23 protein-coding genes and 1 tRNA gene are annotated in these 19,547 nt (G+C 35.0%); 3 read left to right on the top strand and 21 right to left on the bottom strand.

The window, feature by feature from the left end:
• Positions 1–81: 81 nt before the first annotated feature.
• Together psaB and psaA are read right to left on the bottom strand one after the other, a co-directional pair.
• Entirely contained in the window at positions 82–2,310 is a 2,229-nt protein-coding gene (gene psaB / locus EV01_RS07025; RefSeq protein ID WP_032517851.1) for a photosystem I core protein PsaB, read from the bottom strand.
• A gap of 27 nt (positions 2,311–2,337) precedes the next feature.
• Positions 2,338–4,641: a photosystem I core protein PsaA gene (gene psaA, locus EV01_RS07020; protein ID WP_032517852.1), complete on the bottom strand. Its 2,304-nt coding sequence runs from the start codon at positions 4,639–4,641 to the stop codon at positions 2,338–2,340.
• 338 nt (positions 4,642–4,979) lie between these two features.
• Here psaA and cobJ point away from each other — a divergent pair, with 338 nt between their 5' ends.
• Together cobJ and EV01_RS07010 are read left to right on the top strand one after the other, a co-directional pair.
• Entirely contained in the window at positions 4,980–6,788 is a 1,809-nt protein-coding gene (gene cobJ / locus EV01_RS07015) for a precorrin-3B C(17)-methyltransferase (RefSeq protein ID WP_032517853.1), read from the top strand.
• Between the two features lie 87 nt (positions 6,789–6,875).
• Positions 6,876–7,664 carry a TIGR01548 family HAD-type hydrolase gene (locus EV01_RS07010; protein ID WP_032517854.1) on the top strand — a complete coding sequence of 263 codons (789 nt, stop codon included), beginning with the start codon at positions 6,876–6,878 and terminating at the stop codon, positions 7,662–7,664.
• A 34-nt stretch (positions 7,665–7,698) separates the two neighbouring features.
• Here EV01_RS07010 and EV01_RS07005 read toward each other — a convergent pair.
• Together EV01_RS07005 and alr are read right to left on the bottom strand one after the other, a co-directional pair.
• Positions 7,699–7,787 (bottom strand) — tRNA-Ser (locus EV01_RS07005).
• A gap of 61 nt (positions 7,788–7,848) precedes the next feature.
• Entirely contained in the window at positions 7,849–9,048 is a 1,200-nt protein-coding gene (alr, locus tag EV01_RS07000) for an alanine racemase (RefSeq protein ID WP_032518512.1), read from the bottom strand.
• 17 nt (positions 9,049–9,065) lie between these two features.
• Between alr and EV01_RS06995 the strand changes: the two genes are divergently transcribed.
• Positions 9,066–9,617: an HNH endonuclease gene (locus tag EV01_RS06995; protein WP_032517856.1), complete on the top strand. Its 552-nt coding sequence runs from the start codon at positions 9,066–9,068 to the stop codon at positions 9,615–9,617.
• 18 nt (positions 9,618–9,635) lie between these two features.
• Here EV01_RS06995 and prfA read toward each other — a convergent pair whose 3' ends face one another.
• The 17 genes from prfA to rpsH form a co-directional block, all read right to left on the bottom strand.
• The gene (gene prfA, locus EV01_RS06990) at positions 9,636–10,730 is read right to left on the bottom strand and encodes a peptide chain release factor 1 (protein WP_032517857.1); all 1,095 of its coding nucleotides are present in this window, start codon (positions 10,728–10,730) and stop codon (positions 9,636–9,638) included.
• 26 nt (positions 10,731–10,756) lie between these two features.
• Positions 10,757–11,017, bottom strand: a complete 261-nt coding sequence (gene rpmE / locus EV01_RS06985; protein WP_032517858.1) for a 50S ribosomal protein L31 — start codon at positions 11,015–11,017, stop codon at positions 10,757–10,759.
• A gap of 13 nt (positions 11,018–11,030) precedes the next feature.
• Complete coding sequence (gene rpsI, locus EV01_RS09455) at positions 11,031–11,441, bottom strand: 30S ribosomal protein S9 (protein ID WP_032517859.1); 411 nt, start codon at positions 11,439–11,441, stop codon at positions 11,031–11,033.
• Positions 11,442–11,450: 9 nt separating this feature from the next.
• Entirely contained in the window at positions 11,451–11,882 is a 432-nt protein-coding gene (gene rplM, locus EV01_RS09460) for a 50S ribosomal protein L13 (RefSeq protein WP_032517860.1), read from the bottom strand.
• A 116-nt stretch (positions 11,883–11,998) separates the two neighbouring features.
• Complete coding sequence (gene truA, locus EV01_RS06970; RefSeq protein WP_032517861.1) at positions 11,999–12,805, bottom strand: tRNA pseudouridine(38-40) synthase TruA; 807 nt, start codon at positions 12,803–12,805, stop codon at positions 11,999–12,001.
• A 35-nt stretch (positions 12,806–12,840) separates the two neighbouring features.
• Entirely contained in the window at positions 12,841–13,191 is a 351-nt protein-coding gene (rplQ, locus tag EV01_RS06965; protein WP_011863642.1) for a 50S ribosomal protein L17, read from the bottom strand.
• Between the two features lie 14 nt (positions 13,192–13,205).
• On the bottom strand, positions 13,206–14,144 hold the full coding sequence (locus tag EV01_RS06960; RefSeq protein ID WP_032517862.1) for a DNA-directed RNA polymerase subunit alpha: 939 nt from the start codon (positions 14,142–14,144) through the stop codon (positions 13,206–13,208).
• A gap of 49 nt (positions 14,145–14,193) precedes the next feature.
• The gene (rpsK, locus tag EV01_RS06955; RefSeq protein ID WP_032517863.1) at positions 14,194–14,586 is read right to left on the bottom strand and encodes a 30S ribosomal protein S11; all 393 of its coding nucleotides are present in this window, start codon (positions 14,584–14,586) and stop codon (positions 14,194–14,196) included.
• Positions 14,587–14,629: 43 nt separating this feature from the next.
• The gene (gene rpsM, locus EV01_RS06950; RefSeq protein WP_025915143.1) at positions 14,630–14,995 is read right to left on the bottom strand and encodes a 30S ribosomal protein S13; all 366 of its coding nucleotides are present in this window, start codon (positions 14,993–14,995) and stop codon (positions 14,630–14,632) included.
• Positions 14,996–15,036: 41 nt separating this feature from the next.
• A complete protein-coding gene (rpmJ, locus tag EV01_RS09310) occupies positions 15,037–15,153 on the bottom strand; it encodes a 50S ribosomal protein L36 (protein WP_011377173.1) in 117 nt (38 codons plus the stop codon).
• Between the two features lie 46 nt (positions 15,154–15,199).
• Positions 15,200–15,748, bottom strand: coding sequence for an adenylate kinase (locus EV01_RS06945; protein ID WP_032517864.1), 549 nt, complete (start codon positions 15,746–15,748; stop codon positions 15,200–15,202).
• The gene (gene secY, locus EV01_RS06940) at positions 15,748–17,067 is read right to left on the bottom strand and encodes a preprotein translocase subunit SecY (protein WP_032517865.1); all 1,320 of its coding nucleotides are present in this window, start codon (positions 17,065–17,067) and stop codon (positions 15,748–15,750) included. Before secY ends, EV01_RS06945 begins: the two co-directional genes overlap by 1 nt.
• 30 nt (positions 17,068–17,097) lie before the next feature.
• Positions 17,098–17,556, bottom strand: coding sequence for a 50S ribosomal protein L15 (rplO, locus tag EV01_RS06935; RefSeq protein WP_032518511.1), 459 nt, complete (start codon positions 17,554–17,556; stop codon positions 17,098–17,100).
• Positions 17,557–17,561: 5 nt separating this feature from the next.
• Complete coding sequence (gene rpsE / locus EV01_RS06930) at positions 17,562–18,185, bottom strand: 30S ribosomal protein S5 (protein ID WP_032517868.1); 624 nt, start codon at positions 18,183–18,185, stop codon at positions 17,562–17,564.
• Between the two features lie 16 nt (positions 18,186–18,201).
• Positions 18,202–18,570: a 50S ribosomal protein L18 gene (gene rplR, locus EV01_RS06925; RefSeq protein WP_032517870.1), complete on the bottom strand. Its 369-nt coding sequence runs from the start codon at positions 18,568–18,570 to the stop codon at positions 18,202–18,204.
• A 14-nt stretch (positions 18,571–18,584) separates the two neighbouring features.
• Positions 18,585–19,124, bottom strand: coding sequence for a 50S ribosomal protein L6 (rplF, locus tag EV01_RS06920; protein WP_032517871.1), 540 nt, complete (start codon positions 19,122–19,124; stop codon positions 18,585–18,587).
• A gap of 12 nt (positions 19,125–19,136) precedes the next feature.
• Complete coding sequence (rpsH, locus tag EV01_RS09465; protein WP_032517872.1) at positions 19,137–19,538, bottom strand: 30S ribosomal protein S8; 402 nt, start codon at positions 19,536–19,538, stop codon at positions 19,137–19,139.
• Positions 19,539–19,547: the final 9 nt, after the last annotated feature.

The raw sequence follows: 19,547 nt of genomic DNA on the forward strand, positions 1-19,547 counted from the left end.
TTTTAACTTAATTTAGAGCCATAAAATTAAACAAAAAAAATCACCACTAAAGTGGTGATTTGAATGTATGGTTTGGTAAATTTAACCAAACTTACCAGAAGTAGATGCAATGACAAATGCACCGAATGTCAATATATTTCCAATTGTAAAATGAGCTAGACCTACTAATCTTGCTTGAACAATTGAAAGAGCAACAGGCTTATCCCTCCAACCAACAAGGTTAGCGATAGGTGTACGCTGATGAGCCCAAACTAATGTTTCTATTAATTCTTGCCAGTAACCACGCCATGATATTAAGAACATGAAACCAGTAGCCCAAACTAGGTGGCCGAATAAGAACATCCAAGCCCATGGAGATAAGGAATTAACTCCAAATGGATTGTAACCGTTAATTAGTTGAGCAGAATTTAACCAAAGATAGTCTCTGAACCAGCCCATTAAATAAGTTCCTGATTCATTAAATTGAGCTACGTTACCCTGCCATATTGCTAAATGCTTCCAATGCCAGTAAAAAGTTACCCATGCTATTAGATTTAATGCCCAAAACATTGCTAGGTACATAGCATCCCAAGATGAACTATCACAAGTACCTCCACGACCAGGACCATCACAAGGGAATGCATAACCTAAGTCTTTCTTATCAGGAATTAATTTTGTGCCTCTAGCATCAAGTGCTCCTTTAATAAGAATTAAAGCTGTTGTATGTAGTCCTAGAGCAATAGCATGATGAACTAAGAAATCAGCAGGTCCAATCGGTAAGAATGCGCTTAATGCATCTTGTCTATTGATCAGATCCATCCAGTAATGATTTCCTGGTAAAGAATTTGCAGCAATAGTTGCAGAGCTAGTTGGATCAGATAATAAAGCATTAAAACCATACATCATCTTACCTTGTGCAGCTTGAACGAATTGAGCAAATACAGGCTCAATAAGAATTTGCTTTTCAGGATTACCAAAAGCTACTACAACATCGTTGTGCACATAAATTCCAAGAGTATGGAATCCAAGCAGCATTGTTACCCAACTGAGGTGGCTTATCAAAGCTTCCTTTGTTCCAAGAACTCTTGCCAATACATTATCTTTGTTTAATTCGGGATCGTAATCTCTGACAAAGAAAATAGCTCCGTGAGCAAATGCTCCAACCATCAAGAACATAGCTATATACTGATGATGGCTATAAAGAGCTGATTGAGTAGTGTAATCTCTCGCAATAAAAGCATAAGAAGGAAGAGCTCCCATATGTTGAGCTACAAGAGATGTTGCTACTCCAAGAGATGCTAATGCTAGTCCTAGTTGGAAGTGTAATGAGTTATTTACAGTCTCATAAATTCCATCATGATTGATTCCAAAACTACCTTTATGAGGATCATTTGGATGTCTAGTATTATGAGCTTCAGTTATTTCCTTGAGACTATGACCTATACCAAAGGTATTTCTATACATATGACCAGCAATTACAAAAACTGTACCGATTGCAATATGGTGATGAGCAATATCAGTAAGCCATAGTGCTTCACTTTGAGGATGAAGACCTCCTAAGAAAGTAAAGATTGCTGTTCCAGCTCCTTCAGCTGTTCCAAATACTTGATCTAAAGAATCAGGATTTTGGGCATATGCTCCCCAGTTTAAAGTAAAGAAAGGAGCTAATCCTGCAGGGTGTGGAAGAACTGTTAACCAGTTATCCCAACCTACATGTTGGCCTCTTGATTCAGGTATAGCAACATGAACTAAATGACCAGTCCAAGCAATACTACTAAAACCAAACAAAACAGCTAAGTGATGATTTAATCTTGCCTCTGCATTTTTAAACCAAGCTAGTGAAGGTCTAAATTTTGGTTGTAAATGTAACCAACCAGCAAATAAAGTCCAACAAGCCAGAATACTCATAAATATTGATGCTTGGAAGAGTTGCTCGTTAGTTCTCATTCCAATTGTGTACCACCAATGGTAGAGACCTGAGTAAGCTATGTTTACTGGACCACTTGCTCCAGCTTGTGTCATAGCTTCTGTGATGCCAGATCCAAAATGAGGGTCCCATATAGCATGAGCTATAGGGCGAACATGAGTTGGATCGAGTACAAATTGCTCAAAGTTACCCTGCCAAGCAATATGAAATAAGTTACCAGCTACCCAGAGAGCGATTATTGCTAGATGTCCAAAATGTGTAGAGAATAGCTTCTGATAAAGTTTTTCTTCAGTCATACCATCATGACTTTCAAAGTCATGAGCAGTAGCTATTCCGTACCATATTCGTCGGGTTGTGGGGTCCTGAGCTAGACCCTGGTTAAATGATGGAAATTTTGTTGCCATTGAATTAAAAAGGTGAAGTTCAGGTTATTAGCCCAGCCCGAAAAGGCGAGCGTGGAAGAAGGCCCATGTGGTGGCTATACCACCGACAAGGAAGTGTGTTACACCTACTGCTCGACCTTGAGTGATAGATAGAGCTCTAGGTTGGATAGTTGGAGCGACTTTAAGTTTGTTGTGTGCCCAAACGATTGATTCGAATAATTCTTGCCAATATCCTCTTCCGCTGAATAGGAACATCAAACTAAATGCCCAAATGAAGTGTGCACCTAAGAACATCAAACCATACATACTAATTGCTTGACCATAACTAGTTAATACCTGGGAAGCTTGTGCCCACAAGAAGTCTCTAAGCCAACCATTAATAGTTATGGAGCTTTGTGCAAAATTACCTCCTGTCAGTCCCCAAACATCACTTTGCATTTTCCAAGAGAAGTGGAATATAACAATAGATATAGTGTTGTACATCCAGAAAAGGGCAAGAAATACATGGTCCCATGAAGAAACTTGGCATGTACCACCTCTTCCAGGTCCATCACAAGGGAACCTAAAACCCAATGAAGCTTTATCAGGAATTAATCTTGAACTTCTTGCATAAAGTACCCCTTTTAGCAGTATCAAAACAGTTACGTGAATTTGGAAAGCGTGAATATGATGAATCATTAAATCTGCTGTTCCTAGTGGTATTGCCTTCATTGCAATTTTTCCACCAATACTGATAGTTTCGCCGTTAAATACTTCACTAAGAGCCTTATGAGGTAGAGCTTCTGCAGTACCAGCCAATATTGAAGTCCCAACTGCTGAAGCTTGAATGCTCTGAACCCACTGAGCGAAGATAGGCTGAAGTTGGATAGCAGAGTCACTGAACATGTCTTGCGGTCTGCCTAAAGCTCTCATAGTGTCATTGTGAATATAAAGACCAAAGCTATGGAAACCTAACCACATACAAACCCAGTTGAGGTGACTAATCACAGCATCTCTTGCCTTAAGTATTCTATCTAATACATTATCAATATTCTTTGCAGGGTCATAGTCTCTTACCATTGCAATTCCAGCATGTGCACCTGCACCAACTATGAATAAAGCTCCAATCCACATGTGATGTGTGAAAGTACCCAATACAGTCATGTAATCAATTGCCATATAAGGGTATGGAGGCATTGCGTACATGTGGTGAGAGACAACAATGGTTATGGATCCAAGCATTGCCAAATTAACTGCTAACTGAGCATGTCTACTTTCAGCCATAAATTCGAACAGACCTTGATGACCTCTAGGTGCTGGGAATAAAATTGGATCTCCTTGCTGTGAATCTAAAATTTCTTTCATACTGTGACCAATTCCATAATTGGTTCTATACATATGACCAGCAATTATGAATAAAACAGCTATAGCAACATGATGATGAGAAACATCAGTCATCCATAAGCTTCCTGTTACAGGATTAAGACCACCCTTGAAAGTTAGAAAATCTGAAAAAGCAAACCAGTTCAAGCTAAAGAAATTACCAGTTCCACTAGCTAAGCCTGGGAAAATCTGACCTATAATTTGAGGATCACAAAGCTGATGAGGCATTGGCATATCAGCAATTGAAGCTATTTCTTTACCGTTAATTATTAGAGGATTCCCTGCGTCAATAGCATCTAACAAAGCTGCTGTAGGAGCACCAATATGGATACAATGACCTGCCCAAGCAAGAGAACCTAACCCTAAAAGACCGGCCAGATGATGATTCATCATAGACTCAACATCTTGGAACCACTCCATTTTTGGAGCTGCTTTGTGATAGTGAAATATACCAGCATGAAGCATTAAGGCAGCCATAACTACAGCTCCGATAGCCAGAGCCATTAGTTCTGATTCGTTTGTGATGCCCCAAGCTCTCCACATCTGGAATATACCTGAGCTTATTTGAATTCCGTTGTAGTTTGCGCCAAGATCGCCATTTAGCATTTCTTGTCCAACAATTGCCCATACTTGCTGAGCGCCAGGCTTAACATGTGTTGGATCAGCTAACCAACCTGTATAGTTTGAAAATCTAGCTCCATGGAAAAATGCAGCACTCATCCATATGAAGATTACAGCAAGATGTCCAAAATGAGCTGAAAATATTTTTCGTGTAGCTTCTTCTGCATCGCCAGCATGCACATCGAAGTCATGGGCATCGGCATGTAAATTCCAGATCCAAGTTGTAGTTTTTGGACCCTTAGATAATTTACTGGACCAGAAACCTGGTTTATCTAATTTGGCAAAATCAATAGGTCTTGGATCAGCCTTTACAGGATCTTCCAAAACTTTTTTGTTTTTTTCTCCACTTTCTGGTGGGCTGATGGTCATCTAGCACCTCTAAGTAATAAGTCCTTAAGTAGATTTTCTGTACCTAAAGCCTACCTTTATTAATAGTAAACTTTTTAGGAACGAACCAATCAAAATAAAGAATTTGGTTACCAAAAATAATAAGCGAAGGATTCTTTGATCATGTGACTAAGTAACAAATGTTTCACTGTTTGTTACTTTTAGATTTTTTTGTAAGATCTATTAATATGACTAGGCTTTGAGTATATATACCCATTCTAATATGAAAATATCTTAAATATTTTTTTATATTTCACGAAAAATTTTTTTCTATACACTAACGATATATAATCTCAGCATACCAAAAATAAAATTTTAATTTGAAAGGCATTGCGATAGGTTTATCTAATACCTCGAAAGTTATTTTAAAAAGACTAAAGAAAACCGAATTTATTGATGAAATTTATATTGCTAGCTCATCATATGAAAAGAAATATCAAGAAAACATAATTCCTTCAATTAAGCCTAAAGAAGTTTTCCAAGAAAAATGGAAAGATTTAGATTTAATTATCTTTATTGGTTCAATTGGAGCGTCTATTAGATTAATCAATTCATTTTTAACCTATAAAGATCAAGATCCAGGGGTAATAGTTATTGATAACAAATGTACCAAGATAGTTCCTTTAATTGGCTTACATCAATCAAATACGCAAAATATTGCATATCAAATTGCTAATTTACTTGGTGGCGAAATTATAGAAACTAATAATTTCAATAATCAAAGCCTCTTAAATCTTGATGCATTTGGGAATCAATGGGGTTGGAAAAGATCTGGCAATGTAAATGATTGGTCAAAACTAGTGATTAAACAAGCCAAGAACGAAGAAATATTTTGCAAACAAATATCTGGTAATAGCTTATGGAAAACTTCAAAATCAGCTGAGAGTATTAATCACATAGATAAAAAAGATACTGAAAACTCAGATTCAACATTTCATGTGAGCATATTTGAAAATCATGAAACAAGTTGGCATCCGCCCGTATTATGGGTTGGTATTGGATGTGAAAGAAATACAAGCAAAGAATTAATAACAAATTCTTTAAATAATTTTTTAGAGTCAGGAAATTTATCACAACAATCAATTGCGGGATTTGCAACTATTGATATTAAAAAAGATGAGAAAGGAATTTTAGAACTTGCTAAAGAAAAAAACTTGCCTATAAAGTTTTTTAGCAAAGAAGATCTTACAAAAATAATTGTTCCAAATCCATCAAATGTTGTGCAAAATGAAATCGGCACCCCTTCCGTAGCAGAAGCCTCTTGCTTACTAGCAGCAGGAGAAGAATCAAAATTATTACAAGAAAAAAGAATTTTTAAAAATCAATCTGGGGCAGTAACTATCGCTGTAGCAGAATCAAAAAATCAATATAATCCAACCCATGGCGAAATCCATATTATTGGAAGTGGGCCTGGTGATATCTCTTTCCTAACCAATAATGCAAGAAAAGCACTTTCAAGATGCACTGTTTGGATTGGATACAAAATGTATCTAGATTTAATTAAACCATTAAAAAGAAGTGACCAAGTTTTAATTGAAAGTAAACTTACTGAAGAAAAAGACAGGTGCAGCAAAGCAATAAAATTAGCCGAAGAAGGAATAAAAGTAGCCTTAATTTCGTCAGGGGAATCTGGATTTTATGGCATGGCTGGTTTGCTTTTAGAATTAATCCAAAAAATCAAAAAAGAATATAGACCTTACTTTGAGATACATCCTGGTATAAGTAGTGTCCAATTAGCGGCTGCAATTAGTGGAGCTCCACTAATGAATGACTTTTGTTCTATAAGTTTGAGTGATAAATTAACACCCTGGTCTTTAATAGAAAAAAGAATTGAAGGAGCTCTTTTAGGTGACTTTGTAATAACATTATTCAATCCTCAATCAGTTGAAAGAAATTGGCAGCTAAAAAGTGCAATCGACCTATGTTTAAAAACTAGACATGGTGATACTCCCGTTTTAATAGCTAGACAAGTAGGCAGAGAAAATCAATCTAGAAGATTCTGTACTTTAAACAACATTCCCTTTAAAGAAATAGATATGTTATCAATAATTATTATTGGCAATTCTCAGACCACTCTTGTAGATGAAATATTTCTTACTCCAAGAGGGTATTTACAAAATCAACTTTAGGCAATTCATAAATTTATAAATAGGATGTTTCTTTGCTTTTTTTTAATAAGGATACTAATCTTTTATAAAAGTATCTAAGAAAATTCATTGAAAATTATTGGTTTAATTTTGTTTGATATTGATGGTGTAATACGCAGCGTAGAAAATAGTTACAGACTTTCACTAAAAAAAACAGTTTACAAATTTTCTGGATGGGAACCAAGTTATATAGATATTGACAATGCAAAAAATGAAGGGATATGGAATAATGACTGGGATTTAAGTTTAGAACTTATCAAAAGATTTATAAAAAAAGAGAACTTAAACCTTAAAATTCCACCAAGAAATGAAATAGTTAAATGTTTTGAAGAATTTTATTTTGGAGGAGATCCAAATAAAGATAGTAAATATTGGTCTGGATTCATTATAAATGAGGAGTTATTAGTGGATAAAAAGTTTTTTGATTTCATAAAAAACAATGGAATAACTTGGGGATTTGTGAGTGGCGCAGAATCTGCTTCTGCAAAATTTGTTTTAGAAAAACGACTTGGACTAAAATCACCACCATTAATATCTATGGGAGATGCCCCTGATAAGCCTGATCCTAGAGGTTTTATTAACTTATCAAAAAAGCTTCTTGGAGATAAACTTGGCGAATCAAATATTCCCATTGCATATGTAGGAGATACTATTGCAGATATAAAAACAGTTGTAAACGCTAGAAAAGAAATACCATCTCAGAAATTCATAAGTATTGGAATAGCTCCCCCTCATTTACATTTAAAGTCTCGATTAAAAGAACGTAATTCATACGAAAAAAAACTACAAAATGCAGGAGCTGATTTGATTCTAAATTCTATTTATGATCTAAAAAATATTAATCTTGACTTGTTTTAAAGATCTATATTTTTAAAATTTTTTCGATTAATTACGGAGAGGGAGGGATTCGAACCCTCGACAAAAGTTACCTCCTGTAACTCCTTAGCAGGGAGCCGCTTTCAACCACTCAGCCACCTCTCCAGTTCTTATACATTATCAATTTTTCTGTCAACATTCAAAATTATTTATTTAATCGAAATGTCTAATCAACTTGAACCCTTGGTAATCTATTTTTAAAAGAACAAAGAATTTCCCATGGAATAGTTTTAGATTCTCTAGCCCAATCAATAGGAGAAATAGTTTTATCTCCGTCAGATCCAAGTAATATCATGGTACTACCAACTTTAATTTCATCTGAACCTGTTATGTCAACCATCATTTGATCCATAGTTATTGATCCAACTTGGGGATAAAATTTATTATTGTATATAGCTTTAATCTTGCCTGAAAGATTTCTTGGAACTCCATCCGCATAACCAATACTTAATACAGCCAACTTAGTTTTTCTACTACTTACAAATTTCCCTCCATAACTTACACTTACACCTTTATCAATAATTCTTATAAATGTTACTTTAACTTTCAAAAATAAAGCTGGTTGCAAAGATTGATTTTTATCTATTTTCGCAAAAGGGTTATATCCATACATAGAAAGACCAACACGTACCATGTTGAAATGAAAATCTTTATTAAGAAGCATTCCCGCAGAATTAGCCAAATGAACCTTTATATTCGGATGTCTAGCAACATTAATTTGCTTTAATAATTCCTGGAACTTAAGCCTTTGTAATTGTGTACTACTTTCAGGATCTAATGAGTTATCTTCATCTGCAGATGATAAATGACTATAAATTCCCTCTATAGAAATATTTTCAAAAGATTTTATTTTTTCAAATTGCTGAACAAATTTATTAGATTCAAATCCTAATCTTGACATCCCAGTATCAACCTTAAGATGTAAAGCAAACTTCAACCCAAAGTGCTTCCCAATATTATTGCAAATTAAACATTCTCTAATGCTACTTATAGTAGGCATTAGATCATTTTTAAATGTTATTATAAAATCCTTTTTCGTATATAAATTTCCAAGAATAAGAATTGGTTTTTTAACTCCAAAAGAACGAAGCTTTATCCCTTCTTTTAAAGTGGCAACCCCTAACTGCGAAGCTCCACCTTTTACAGCATAATCAGATACTAATTTTGCATCATGCCCATATCCGTCAGCTTTAACAACTGCCATAAATTGACAATTTTTACTTAATTTTAATCTCAACTGTCTTACATTTGTTTCTATTGCTTTACCTTTTACTTCAATCCACGCTCTTTGTTTTGGATCGATATCTTTTTCGAAAGTTGAATAATTATCAAAATTTATTCCCTGATTAGTTTTCTGAATTTGCATTAACTTTGCACAAATATATGCGCTTATTGAAATATACAGTTAGCATGACATGTAAATTGTATTTTGGCATGGGCCAGACTCTAGTTTTAAATGCATCTTATGAACCTTTAAACATCACTTCTTGGCGAAGGGCTGTAATTTTGATGATCAAAGGTAAAGCAGAAAGTTTAGAAGAGGATAAATCATGTTTAATACATTTCGGGAAAAAATTGCCTACTGTTATAAGACTTCGTTATTACGTAAAGGTTCCCTTTAGAGAGGTTTCTTTAACAAGAAAAAATATTCTTTTAAGAGATAATAATGCATGCCAATACTGTAACTATAGGGGTAGTGATTTATCAATAGATCATGTTTTGCCCAGAAGCAGAGGAGGAACTGATAATTGGGAAAATGTAACTACAGCATGTCTAAGATGCAATGTCCAAAAAGGTAATCGCACGCCAGAAGAGGCAAATATGCCTCTAAAACGAAAGCCTTACCGTCCATTAAGTAATCTCAATTTTGAAGCCACAAGACAAATTGACTCAGGCAAACATAAAGAATGGAGTAAATACGTTATTGGAATCTGAATATAATCAAGCCAACTTTTAATTAACTTCATTATTAAAATCTTCCATCATTCTTTTTTGTTCTTGAGCTATACATGCATCAATAACTTCATCTAATTGACCAGCGAGAATTGGTTCTAATGAAAAATTGGAACCTAATCTATGATCAGTTGTCCTGTTATCTTTAAAATTATAAGTTCTAATTTTTTCACTCCTATCTCCTGTTCCAACCTGTGATAGCCTTTGAGATCTTTCTTTTGCGTTAGCTTCTTTTAGTTGAATTTCATATAATTTAGCTCGTAAAATTTCCATTGCCCGTTCACGATTTTGTAACTGTGATCTTTCTTGAGTACAAAAAACCCTAATTCCTGTGGGTTTATGGAGAAGATCAATTGCAGTCTCTACCTTATTAACATTTTGTCCTCCTGCCCCTCCTGATCTTGCTGTACCAACCTCTAAATCGGTTGGCTCAATCTTGACCTCAACAGGATCAGCTTCGGGCATTACAGCTACTGTGGCTGTAGAGGTATGAACTCTACCTTGAGATTCAGTAGCTGGAACTCTTTGGACTCTATGCACACCAGCTTCAAATTTAAGTTGACTATATACAGAATCTCCCTTAACAGAGATAACTAGCTCCTTAAATCCTCCCATATCTGACTCAGAAGCACTAACAGGTTTTACAGACCAACCAATTCTTTGTCCGTATCTTTCATACATCCTTGCTAAATCGCCCGCCCAAATACAAGCCTCGTTACCTCCAGCACCAGCTCTGATTTCTAACATTACACTTCTTTCATCCCTTGGATCTTTAGGTAATAAAGCTATTGTAGTTTTTTGAATCAATTCACTCTTACATTCCTCTAGGTTAGATAACTCTTCATTTATCAAAGATTCCATTTCTTTATCATTTTTATTTTCTTTCAAAAGATTTTTTGAATCTTCAATTTCCTTATCAGTATCAAGTAACTTATTAAAATCAATAACCAAAGGTTCCAATTTTGACCTTTCTCTTGCAATAGATTCTAATTTTTTAGGATCATTAGCTATATCAGGATCTGCAAGCTGGACTTCTAAATTTTCAAAACTTTCTGAAGCAGTTTTCAACCTTGCAATTAGTATTGAGTATTCCAATTGAAATTGTGCTTAATTTTGAAATTCTATTTATTAGAATCCTTTGCTTCTTTTTGCTCTTTTGATGTAGCTGAATTAGTTGGGCCCATTCCATATTTTTTCATAAACCTATCCACTCTGCCTTCAGTATCAAGAATTTTTTGAGTTCCAGTAAAGAAAGGATGATTTCCGCTCCATACATCTACATGTAATTCAGGCTGTGTTGAGCCAGTTGTCATAACAACTTCTCCATTACATATCACTTTTGCATCTGGGTACCATTTTGGATGAATGTCTGATTTTGGCATAATTAAAATTCCTTTAACGTTTAGAAAATTGTGGAGCTTTTCTGGCTTTTTTAAGACCATATTTTCTTCTTTCTTTAGCTCTAGGATCTCTACTGAGATGACCTTCAGTTTTTAACGGTTTCCTATTATCGGCAGATAATTCGCAAAGCGCTCTTGCTGCTCCTTGCTTGATAGCCTCTGCTTGTCCTGTCAATCCACCACCAAAAACATTAACTAAGACATCGTAAGAATTTTCAAGGCCTAATGTTTGTAAAGGTGCTTTTACTGAATTTAGGTGTAGAGGATTAAAGTTTAAGTAATCATCTCCAGATCTACCGTTAATTGTGATTTGTCCATCCCCAGGGATCAAGCGAACTCTTGCTACTGAAGTTTTTCTTCTTCCGGTTCCCCAATATACAGCTTTGTTTTTTATTTGGCTATTCATTTTTATAAATTAACTATTTAATAATACAGGATTCTGAGCAGCATGAGGATGATCAGCACCTTTATAAACTTTTAATTTTTTAAATTGCTGTCTTCCTAAAGAGTTATGAGGCAGCATACCCTTTACAGCTTGCTCTATAATTCTTTCAGGAATTCTTTCTTGAAGAGAATCAAATTTTTCAATTTTCATTCCGCCAGGTCTGCCAGAATGTCTTCTGTACAGCTTTTGTGATGATTTTTTACCTGTTACCTCAACTTTCTCGGCATTTACAACAATTACAAAATCTCCAGTATCTAAATGAGGAGTAAATGTTGGTTTATTCTTACCTCTAAGTACCGTTGCTATTTCTGTAGCAAGTCTTCCAAGTGTCTTATCTTTTGCGTCCACTAAAAACCAATTTCTTTCAATGGTTTTTAAAGACGGAGTAATTGTTTTATTCATTTACCAAATTTATGCAAATAAATTTAAAGTTAGTATTGAATTCTACATTATCAAAGGAATATTAAACAACAATTTTGGATGAACAACACAAAATAATATGCTTTAAAGAAATTTACTTAAGAAAAACCCTTAATTAAAAATATTGGGAAAAAATCTTTATTATTGACCTTCTTAAATATATTTTCTTCATAAACAGTATTTACAAAACATAACCCCTTAGCTGGAGCAGATTCTTTAACATCAATTTTCTTTTTGTTTACCCATCTATCAGTAAAAACTTCTGGCGATATTTTTTTTTCTCCTACTAAGACTAGTTGACCTACAATTAAACGGACCATTCCATATAGAAAACCAGTAGCTTTAATATCAACTAAAATCAAATCTTCTACTCTTTTAACATCTATATTTTGAATTTTTGTAATAGAGTTTTTTCTGTTACTCCCACTTTTCTGAAAAGCAAAAAAATCATGCTCCCCTTCCATTCTCTTCAATGCATGTGACATTAGAACTTCATCTAATACCTTTTGGTACCTATGCCATGACCAACTATTTATGAACAAATTCGGAAATTTACTGTTATTAATGACATATCGATAATGTCTATATATTGCTGAATAGCATGCATGCCAGCTATCTTTGACTTCAACTGATTCTAAGATTCTAATTGTTGAGGGTAGAAGACTATTTAGGACAACTGAATAACTATTTCCTGGGATAACACAATCAATATCAAAATGCACTACTTGTCCTGATGCATGAACCCCAGCATCAGTTCTACCTGCAGCAAAAGTCTTCACTTCATGATGTGAAATTTGAAAAAGAGCTCTCTCTAGAGTTTCCTGAACTGTAGTTGCATTATTTTGTTTTTGCCAACCTGAATAATTAGATCCATCATATTGGACTAATAAAGCTACCCTTTTCAAAAGTTATTTTCTAAAATGAACTTTTATACACCAAATTAAACGAGTTCAATAATAGCCATCTGAGCGTTATCACCTTTTCTGGAAACAGTTCTTACTATTCGCGTATAACCCCCATTTCTATCTCCATATCTTTCTTTTGCTTTTTCAAAAAGTGAGTGAACTAACTTCTTGTCATAAATATATCCAATAGCCCGTCTTCTAGAAGCCAAACTCCCTTCTTTAGCAAGTGAAATCATTCTTTCGGCTTCGTTTCTTAAAGCTTTTGCCCTAGCTTTTGTTGTTGTCACTCTACCTTCCCTAATTAATTGAGTCGTCAAACCTCTTAAAAGTGCTTTCCTCTGATCAGCAGGTTTACTCAATAATGGAATTCTAAGTTGGTGTCTCATAGTCTTTAAGATTTTTAAACTGAGGTTCTGCTTTGTGGAATAGAAATACCAATTCGCTCAAGAGCTTCAATAACCTCATCTGCAGATTTAGAGCCAAAGTTCTTAATTTCAAGAAGATCTTCATAGCTAAAACCCATTAAATCCGAAACTGAATTAACTTGCGCTCTTTTTAAACAATTATATGCTCTAACGGACAAGTTTAGTTCCTCAAGAGGAATTTGCGCTTCAGGAGATGGTTCAGGTTCTTCAGGTATTTCCTCAACCATTGTAACAGTAGCTAGTGGTTGAAAAAGTTCTATTAACTGATTTGCTGCTTGCGCAATAGCGTCATCTGGACTAGTTGAGCCATCTGTTACTACTTCCATTTTTAATCTTTCTCTACCAGTTCCGCCCTCAGATACAGCAGTTTCATCAATAGTAAAATTAACTCTCTTTACTGGCATAAATACAGCATCTATTTGAAGTAAATCAATAGCAGTTGTCTCTTCATTCTTACGATCTACGGGTCTATATCCTACACCTCTTTCAACATGTATTTCTAACTCTAAGTTATGGCCCTCCTGAATAGTTGCGATCGGTTTTTCACCATCAACAATTTGAACTTGAGAGGAAAATTGAATATCACTCGCCTTTACTTCCATTGGACCACTTGCCACTAATCTGCCAATCTCGAGTTCTGAATTAGAACTATCAATTGATAGTTGCTTACAATTTAGAAGAATATCTAAAACGTCTTCTCGAACCCCAGGAATAGTTGCATATTCATGGTTAATTCCCGCTATTCTTACAGCAGTCACTGCACTTCCCTCGAGTCCTCCCATTAGAACTCTTCTAAGAGAATTACCCAAAGTTGTAGCTTGTCCCCTTTCTAAAGGGCCAATTAAGAAAGTTCCTGTTTGGGAGTGATCATCTGATGTTTGATGGTCAATTCTGTCAATCTGGTATTGCAACACGGAAAATAATAAAGTTGAAAGTTTTTTTAGGTGGAAGAATGATTAAGACTTAAACGCGTCTCCGTTTAGGCCTTCTACATCCATTATGAGGTAATGGAGTTACATCTCTTATTAGAGTTATTTCTAAACCGGCCACTTGTAAAGCTCTTATGGCCGTTTCCCTACCTGAGCCAGGCCCTCTTACTAAGACTTCTATTTGTCTCATCCCTTGATCAAGTGCTCTTCTTGCTGCAGCCTCAGCTGCTGTTTGAGCGGCAAATGGGGTACCTTTTCTAGCTCCTTTAAATCCACTAGCACCTGCAGAAGACCAAGAAATTACATGACCAGAAGTGTCAGTAATTGAAACTATGGTGTTATTAAATGTGCTTTGAATATGTACCACACCATTTGGCACATTGCGTTTGGATTTCTTTGAACCTGTTTTTTTTACTGTAGTTGGCATAATTTTTAATTTAGTACTGGAATTTGTGAATAGAATTATTTAATTATTTTTTTCTTCCAGCAACTGTTTTTCTTGAACCTCTTCTTGTTCTTGCATTAGTTCTAGTTCTTTGCCCTCTTACTGGAAGACTCATTCTATGCCTTCTGCCTCTCACACATCCTATATCTTGTAAACGTTTAAGGGCCATTCCTTCTTTTCTTCTCAAATCTCCTTCCAAAGTGAATTCTTCTGTAGCACCTCTAAGTTTTTGCACATCAGAATCAGAAAGATCTTTGACACGAATATCTGGGTTTACACCCGTATTAGCAAGAATCAGCTTTGATCTTGTTAAACCAATTCCATATACGTATGTAAGTGCAATTTCAACTCGCTTTTCGCGAGGTATGTCAATTCCTGCAATCCTGGCCACGTGTTTTGAGTAAGTAAAAGTTTGAATTAAAGGGTTGCGATTTAACCCTGACGTTGTTTATTGCGAGGTCTTTTCTTGTTAATAACATAGATTTTACCTCTTCTCCTCACGATCTGATCGTCAGGACTAATTTTTTTAACTGAAGATCTGACCTTCATAAGGGGTTTTACAAATAAAACTCTAATATTCTATTCTACATCATCATCAAGCCATTTTTTGTTTGATTTCAGAGCAAATAGTTTTTAAATCTCTATCAGCATCAATATACTCTAGCAATGCAAGATCTTTAAAATATTTAATCAATGGTTCCGTAGTTTTTTTATAAATGTCAATCCTTGTTCTAATGGTCTCTTCAGTATCATCCTTTCTCCCTCTTAAAAGCAAACGCTTAATAAGAACATCTTCTGGAATATCTAAATAAAAAACTATTTCTAAAGGTTGATTTATTTCAATTAAGACCTCATTCAATGAATTTGCTTGAGATAAATTTCTTGGATAGCCATCTAGAATCCAGCCTTTATTGTTCTTATCTAAATTTTGCCTTACTATTTTTAATACAAGTTCGTCACTTACAAGTTCTCCTCGGTTAATAATATCCTTTACCTGTCTTCCCAGGATAGAATTCATTTCGATTTCTTTTCTTAATAATTCCCCTGTAGAAAGATGCAAGTAAGAATAATTTTGACTTATTAAGTCTGCTTGAGTCCCTTTCCCTGCTCCAGGGGCTCCTAAAAATAGTAAATGTTTTTTCATTAATTATTAATTAGTCCCTCATACCTTTGTGAAATAACATAAGTTTGAATTTGCTTAGCAGTATCAATTGCGACACCTACAAGAATAAGTAATGACGTTGCTCCTAAACCTTGAAAAGTTTGGACATTTGTAGCTCTTTCTACAGCAGCTGGGATTATAGCTACTGAACCTAGAAATAATCCTCCTAGTAATGTCAACCTATTTTGTATACCTGATAGGTAGGTTGCTGTATTAGTTCCTGGTCTTACTCCAGGAATTGCTACTCCTCCTTTCTTCAAATTTGAAGCTACATCAACTGGATTGATTGTGAGAGAAGCATAAAAATAAGAAAATCCCAATATTAGGGCGAAGAAGGTAACAGCATATGGCCATGGATTTGAAGATCCAGGATTTAAAGTGCTCGCTAATTTTATTAAGATTGGATTCCCCGTAACATTTGCAATAGTTATAGGTAGAAAAATCAAAGCTGATGCAAATATAATTGGCATTACTCCACCTGCATTTAACTTTAATGGTAGATAACTTTGCCTTGTAGGAAGTAATGTTGAACTTCCTATTTGCCTTTTGGCACTAACAATAGGAATACGTCTTGCCCCTTCCTGAACAAAAATTATCCCAACAATTGTTAGCAAAAATACTCCAAGTAAAACTGCTATGCCTAAGACATCTCCACGATCACCAGTTTGAGCTTTTTCAATTGTTGAGCTAAGAGCCTTTGGTAAAGTCGAAACAATATTCAAAAAAATTACCAATGAAGCCCCTTGACCTATACCTTTTTCCGTAATAATTTCACTGAACCACATCACTAACATTGAGCCGGTTACTAAAGCAATAGAGGTTTGTAAAACAAATGTAGTTTCACTTATTCCCTGAATTGCATATTGTCTAAGAATTAAAGAAAAAATAATGCTCTGTAAAAAACCCCATCCCAAGGAAACATATCTTGTTATTTGAGCAATTTTTCTTCTACCAGCTTCTCCCTCATTTTTTTGTAAATCTTCAAGTACAGGCAATGAAGCTGTAAGAAGCTGAATAATAATTGATGCATTAATAAAAGGGAGAATACCCAATGCAAAAATTCCGAGGGTTGAAATTCCCCCGCCAGTAAAAATATCTAAAAAACCAATTAATTGGCCGCCTTGATCTATAAAACTTCTAAACGCAACCCTATCAATACCAGGCATGGGAATATAAATTCCAAGTCTTACTAAAAGAAGAAGGCCTAAAGTCGTTAAGACTCTGCTCCTTAGCTCTTTATTTAAAAATAATTGAGAAAGTATTTCTGAAGCGCTAGGATTTCTACTTTTGTTGACTAACATTTTTGAAGCTAAACTAAATTTTTAATAAATTTATTTATTATTTATAAGCTCACAAGTTCCACCTGCGTCTTCAATTTTTTGTTTTGCTGTTCTTGTGAATGCATGAGCTTGAACTTTTAATTTTACGTTAACCTCTCCGTTGCCAAGGATTTTTAGTGGGAATTTTGGCTTAAAGATCAATCCTTTCTTAACAAGTGAATCTAAATTAACAGTTTCATTATCTTTAAAAGTATTTAATTTATTTAAGTTTATTATAGAGAAATTTTTTTGATTAATAATTTCAAAGTGCTTTAATTTTGGTACTCTCCTGTATAAAGGCATTTGCCCACCTTCAAAGCCTGGACGTGTGGGTCTACCAGAGCGTGACTTTTGTCCTCTCATTCCAAAACCGCATGAAGCACCCTGGCCGGCAGCAATACCTCTACCCTTTCTTAATTTTTTCTTTCTGGCGCCTGAGTTTGATTTGAGTGTATTTAATGATGAAGTCATGATTTTTAAGAATAAAGCTGTTCAAGTGAGATGCCTCTCTCCCTTGAGGCCGATTTATGTGTTCTTAATTGAGAAAGAGCAACCATAGCAGCTCTTGCATTATTCAAAGGTGTTTTACTACCTAATCTTTTTGCTAAAACATTTTTTATACCCGCAAGTTCTAAAACAGTTCTTATTGAACCTCCAGCAATTACTCCTGTTCCTGGAGCAGCTGGTCTAATAAGGACATTAGCAGCGCCGTCTCTACCTATAGATAAAGTTGGTATTGAATTATTAGGAGTTAAAGGAACCCTAACAAGATTCTTTTTACCATCTGAAACTCCCTTTCTAACCGCTCCAATGACATCTCCCGCTTTACCAACTCCAACTCCAACCTGACCTTTCTCATTACCAACAACAACAATTGCTCTAAAGCTCATTTTTTTCCCACCTTTGACGGTTTTAGATACACGTCGTATTTGAACAACCCTTTCTTGCCAATCAGAATCTCTTTCTAGATTTTTTGAATCACCTCTTTTACTTCTTTTTCGATCGTTATTACGATTATTCTTTTTTTGTTCATTTTGATTTTTACCAGGAACATTATCAGTCTTGGTTTGAGTTTCTTGTTTTGTTGGAGTTTCAGTCATAGTAATAAATTAAAAATTAGAATTCTAGGCCAGCTTCTCGAGCAGCATCTGCAAGAGCTTTTACTCTACCGTGATATAAATTACCTCCACGGTCAAAAATTACTTGCTTAATACCTTTTTTTATTGCTCTCTTAGCTAAAAGTGTTCCAACAATAGAAGAAGATTTACAATCAGAAGATAATTTCTCTGATTTTTCTCTGAGTTCTTTATCAACAGTTGAAGCTGAACAAATAGTTTTTTGAGCACTATCGTCTATAACTTGCGCGTAAATATGGTTATTAGAACGAAAAACAGATAATCTTGGACGTGTTGCGTCACCAATTAAGTATCTTCTTAATCTTCTGTGTCTTTTTTGAGTTTGAAGTTTCCTAGAAAGTTTGGTCATTTTTTTAAGTGGAATTATTTTTTGCCAGATTTACCAGCTTTTCTGAGAATTCTCTCATCACTGTATTTAATTCCTTTACCTTTGTATGGCTCAGGTGGTCTAATTGATCTGATTTTTGCTGCCTCATTGCCAACAATTTCCTTATCAATTCCAGAAACGGTAACGTTTGTATTACTCTCAACTTTGTATGTTATACCATCGGGGGGGATCATTTCTACAGGATGACTATATCCTGCGCTTACAACCAGATTTTTACCTTTTACTTGTGCTCTTGATCCAACGCCTACAATTTCAAGTTTTTTTGAAAACCCTTGACTAACTCCTTCAACCATATTGGCAATCAAGGCTCTGCATAAACCATGTCTTTGCCTAGAAAATATTTTAGTAGTAGTGGGACTTACGACAACAGTATTATCTTTTTTATCGAAGCAAACTCCTTCAGGCATCTGGCGTTTTAACTCACCTTTGGGGCCTTTGACTGTAACTGTTAATCCATCAAAATCAACGGTTACTTTATCTGGAATAAGTACTGGTGTTTTTCCAATTCTTGACATGATTAATCCTCCTTAATAAACATAGCAAAGTACTTCGCCACCTATACCTTGCTTCCTAGCATCACGATCACTCATGACACCTTTAGAAGTCGATATAATAGCAACTCCAAGGCCTCCGAGAACTTTTGGTAAAGCTCTAGTATTTTTATAAATTCTCAAACCAGGTTTACTAACTCTTTGCATAGAACGGATAGTAGGGAATTTATTCTTACCACTATATTTCAGACCAAGTATTATTTGTGATTTGTAGCCTTCACCTTCCTCATTAATATCAGAAATGAATCCCTCTTTTTGAAGTACTTTTGCAATACTTAGGGACATTTTTGAACTTGGAATAGTTGTGGTTGTATGCTTTTTTTGACTCGCATTTCTTATTCGAGTAAGCATATCTGAAATAGGATCGTGATTTGACATGGTTTTAAT

Source organism: Prochlorococcus marinus str. MIT 9401 (assembly GCF_000760095.1).
Taxonomy (GTDB): domain Bacteria; phylum Cyanobacteriota; class Cyanobacteriia; order PCC-6307; family Cyanobiaceae; genus Prochlorococcus_A; species Prochlorococcus_A marinus_I.

Bases quoted from the DNA above. Each gene is read 5' to 3' on its own strand.
- psaB (WP_032517851.1), bottom strand. From the start codon at position 2,310: ATGGCAACAAAATTTCCATCATTTAACCAGGGTCTAGCTCAGGACCCC.
- psaA (WP_032517852.1), bottom strand. From the start codon at position 4,641: ATGACCATCAGCCCACCAGAAAGTGGAGAAAAAAACAAAAAAGTTTTG.
- alr (WP_032518512.1), bottom strand. From the start codon at position 9,048: ATGCAAATTCAGAAAACTAATCAGGGAATAAATTTTGATAATTATTCA.
- EV01_RS06995 (WP_032517856.1), top strand. From the start codon at position 9,066: ATGCGCTTATTGAAATATACAGTTAGCATGACATGTAAATTGTATTTT.
- rpmE (WP_032517858.1), bottom strand. From the start codon at position 11,017: ATGCCAAAATCAGACATTCATCCAAAATGGTACCCAGATGCAAAAGTG.
- rpsI (WP_032517859.1), bottom strand. From the start codon at position 11,441: ATGAATAGCCAAATAAAAAACAAAGCTGTATATTGGGGAACCGGAAGA.
- rplM (WP_032517860.1), bottom strand. From the start codon at position 11,882: ATGAATAAAACAATTACTCCGTCTTTAAAAACCATTGAAAGAAATTGG.
- rplQ (WP_011863642.1), bottom strand. From the start codon at position 13,191: ATGAGACACCAACTTAGAATTCCATTATTGAGTAAACCTGCTGATCAG.
- rpsK (WP_032517863.1), bottom strand. From the start codon at position 14,586: ATGCCAACTACAGTAAAAAAAACAGGTTCAAAGAAATCCAAACGCAAT.
- rpmJ (WP_011377173.1), bottom strand. From the start codon at position 15,153: ATGAAGGTCAGATCTTCAGTTAAAAAAATTAGTCCTGACGATCAGATC.
- EV01_RS06945 (WP_032517864.1), bottom strand. From the start codon at position 15,748: ATGAAAAAACATTTACTATTTTTAGGAGCCCCTGGAGCAGGGAAAGGG.
- secY (WP_032517865.1), bottom strand. From the start codon at position 17,067: ATGTTAGTCAACAAAAGTAGAAATCCTAGCGCTTCAGAAATACTTTCT.
- rplO (WP_032518511.1), bottom strand. From the start codon at position 17,556: ATGACTTCATCATTAAATACACTCAAATCAAACTCAGGCGCCAGAAAG.
- rpsE (WP_032517868.1), bottom strand. From the start codon at position 18,185: ATGACTGAAACTCCAACAAAACAAGAAACTCAAACCAAGACTGATAAT.
- rplR (WP_032517870.1), bottom strand. From the start codon at position 18,570: ATGACCAAACTTTCTAGGAAACTTCAAACTCAAAAAAGACACAGAAGA.
- rplF (WP_032517871.1), bottom strand. From the start codon at position 19,124: ATGTCAAGAATTGGAAAAACACCAGTACTTATTCCAGATAAAGTAACC.
- rpsH (WP_032517872.1), bottom strand. From the start codon at position 19,538: ATGTCAAATCACGATCCTATTTCAGATATGCTTACTCGAATAAGAAAT.